This window comes from Pseudonocardia nigra, assembly GCF_019396355.1.
Lineage (GTDB): Bacteria > Actinomycetota > Actinomycetes > Mycobacteriales > Pseudonocardiaceae > Pseudonocardia > Pseudonocardia nigra.
Window position 1 is genome coordinate 1 of the sequence record NZ_JAHKRK010000385.1, and the last position, 3146, is coordinate 3146.

The following is a 3146-nucleotide window of genomic DNA, read 5'->3' on the forward strand; positions in this document are numbered from 1 at the left end:
ACCGTGCGCTGCCGGCACACACCGCCGGCGCTGTGTGCGGACGCCTCACGGTGTGTGCGGCGCGAGGTCAGCCACCGAGGACGGCGAGGTCGAGGTCGCGGAGGCGGTCCGGCTCCGCGATCACCTCGATGGCGGTGATCGTGCCCTCGTCGCCGATCGTGAAGGCGAGCACCAGCGACAGCTGCCCGCGGGGGGCCATCGTGAGCCCGACGGCCCCGTCGACCAGCGCCGGCCCGGTGAACCGGGCCCGCACCGTGGCGGCCATCGCGCTCCTGGCGACGGTGTCGGCACCACGCAGGACGACGGGTTCGGGGGAGGGGACGACGGCCCGGTCCGCGCGGAGCACCACGTCCGGATGGAGCAGCGTGACGAGCGCGTCGAAGTCCCCGCTGCGGGTGGCGGCCAGGAAGGCGTCGACGACCCGGCGCCGGAGCGAGAGGTCGGCGTCCGGCGCCGGGGCAGGCCCCGTCACGCGTCTGCGGGCGCGGCTCGCGAGCTGCCGGACCGCGGCCGGGGACTTCTCGAGCATCGGGGCGATCTCGTCGAAGGGCACGGCGAACATGTCGTGCAGCACGAAGGCCAGCCGCTCGGCGGGGCCCAGCCGGTCGAGCACGACCAGCAGCGCCACCCCGACCGAGTCGGCCAGCACCGCCTCCTGCTCAGGGTCGGTCCCCTCCGCGCGGTCGGCGACCCGGTCGGGCGCCTGCACGTCGAGCGTGCCCTCGCGCCGCTGCTCCCCGGGAGCGCAGCACGTTCAGGCACACGCGCGCCACCACGGTGGTCAGCCACCCGCCGAGGTTGTCCACGGCGCTGGTGTCGGCCCGGGCGACGCGGAGCCAGGCGTCCTGCAGGGCGTCGTCGGCCTCAGCGAGCGAGCCGAGCATCCGGTAGGCCACGGCCCGCAGGTGGGGCCGATGCTCCTCGAACCGCCCGGTCAGCCACGCCTGCTCGTCCACCGTGTCCCGTTCCCTCCTCGCGCCGCCCCGGTCACCCCCCATCCTGGTGGTCCTCACCAGGCCTGGACCGCGAGGGATACGGCGAGGCCGAGGCCGGCGGCGCCGATCCCGGTGCGCAGCACGGCGGTGGGCAGGCGGCGGGCGAGCGCCGGGCCCGTCCAGCCGCCGACCAGCAGCCCGGCGGCGAGCGGCAGCACGGCCCACCACTCGACCGGCCCGAACACGGCGAACCCGACGGCGGCCACCGCGTTCGCGAGGCCGAGCAGCACCGTCTTCAGGGCGTTGCCCTGCAGGAGCGACACCGGCAGCCCGACCAGCAGCAGCGCCAGCATCAGCACCCCCGCCGCGGCGCCGAAGTAGCCGCCGTAGACCGACACCGCGAGCACCCCGGCGACCACGGCCGGGCCCCGGTGCCGGGACACGGCGCCCGCCGCGACCGCGCTGATCCGCGGTTGCAGCAGCAGCGCGACCGACGCGAGCGCGACGAGGAACGGCACGATCCGCTCGAACACCCCCGGCGGTGTCACCAGAAGCAGCCCGGCGCCCGTGGCCCCGCCGAGCAGCGTGGGCAGCGCGAAGTGGCGCAGCGTGGGTCCCTGGCCGCTGAGCTCGAGGCGGGAGTTGGCGGCGGCGCCGACGGTGCTGAACGCGAGCGCCACCGTGTTGGTGACGTTGGCGGCCGTGGCCGGCAGCCCGGCGGCGAGCAGCGCGGGATAGGAGAACAGGGAGGCGAGGCCCGCCATCGAACCGGACAGTCCGGCGGCGACACCTGCGCCGGCCAACAGGAGGAAGGCGCCGCTCACTCTGCTGTCTGCTCGCTCCGCATACTCCGCTCAGTGTGGAACGACCCTATCCGGCGCTGCTCCTACTTCCCCCGTCCGCGGCCTGCGATCTCCGGCACAACGCACCCGGCCGCCCGGGCAGGGCGACGGTGCGGACGACGTGCACGCCCATGCCCGCGAGCGTCAGCACCCACGCGGTGAACGCCACCCAGAGCTCCGCGGTGCCGATGGCGCCGACGAGCGGGAGGTCGTCGGCCTGCCGGAGGTACACCCCCGCGATGGCGTACATCCCGAGCGGGAAGACCCCGCTCCACCGCGTCGCGTCGTAGACCAGCGGCACCCGGTGCGTGCGGTGGCGCCACCAACCGGCCGCCACCAGAACCGGGATGAGCCAGGTGGCGAACGCCCAGAACACCACCGACAGGCCGGCGATGATCCCGCGCGTCGCGTCGACCATCGGGGCGTCGGCCATCTCGACGATCCGCGCCCCCGCGAGGACCGTGATCGAGCTCGCGCCCATCGCCACCCAGTACGGCGGGGTGAGGTCGGTCGGGCGCAGCCGGTACAGCAGCATCCGGGCGGAGACGAAGATCCCGGCCGCCGCGTACAGGAAGACCCCGACCGACCAGGAGCCCACGGCGACGACGGCGAGCAGGTCCCGCAGCGACGGGAACACCGGCTCGATGGAGGCGGCGGAGACCGCGACGGACTGGCTCGCGACGACCCAGATGAACCAGGTGCCGTTCGCGGTGGCGAGGACCGGGCGGTGCCGGGTGCCGAGCACCGCCGTCCACGGGATGACGTAGCCGAGCACCAGCCAGGTCAGGCCGGCGACCAGCAGCAGGACGGCGGTGAGCCGGTGGTGCCCGTCCATCGCGGCCCGGACGCCGAGCACGTTCGTGCCGGCCACGAAGGTGAGGAAGCCGAACGCGCGGCCGGGGTCGGCGAAGTCCTCGGCGACGGCGTGCCGGTGCGCGGCCAGCCGCCATCCGGTGAGCCCGACCAGCACCAGGTAGGCCACCGCGCCGACGGCCAGCAGCAGCACCGACAGCGCGACGTGGCCCTGTAGGAGCATCCCCACGGAGATGATCCCGCTGCTCATCACCAGCGCGAAGTACCCGGGGGTGAGGCCGCGGACGGCGTGGCGGACCCGACCGGAGAGACCGTCGTGCACGCCCGGCAGGCTAGCGACCGGCCCCGTGTGGCCCCGGTCGCGTTCCCGCGCCGAGGACGGACGCGTGGGACGAGCGGGCCGGGCCGAAATCGCACCCCGGGCCCGACTCGCGCACCCTCAGACCCCGACTCGCGCACCCTCAGGCCCCGACTCGCGGGAGGAACGTCCGGTGCGACGCCGGGCGGGTCGAGCGGGGCCAGGGAACCCGCGCGATGGGCCGGGTCGGGGAGTGGG

At 75.2% G+C, this 3146-nt stretch carries 2 protein-coding genes and 1 pseudogene; all 3 read right to left on the reverse strand.

Going from position 1 to position 3146, the window contains the following annotated elements; translation table 11 throughout:
- Positions 1-67: 67 nt before the first annotated feature.
- Positions 68-998: pseudogene (locus KME75_RS40670) on the reverse strand (sigma-70 family RNA polymerase sigma factor).
- Positions 999-1009: 11 nt separating this feature from the next.
- Complete coding sequence (locus KME75_RS40675) at positions 1010-1759, reverse strand: sulfite exporter TauE/SafE family protein (protein WP_219420327.1); 750 nt, start codon at positions 1757-1759, stop codon at positions 1010-1012.
- 46 nt (positions 1760-1805) lie between these two features.
- Positions 1806-2912, reverse strand: a complete 1107-nt coding sequence (locus tag KME75_RS40680) for a tellurite resistance/C4-dicarboxylate transporter family protein (RefSeq protein ID WP_219420328.1) — start codon at positions 2910-2912, stop codon at positions 1806-1808.
- Positions 2913-3146 lie beyond the last annotated feature (234 nt).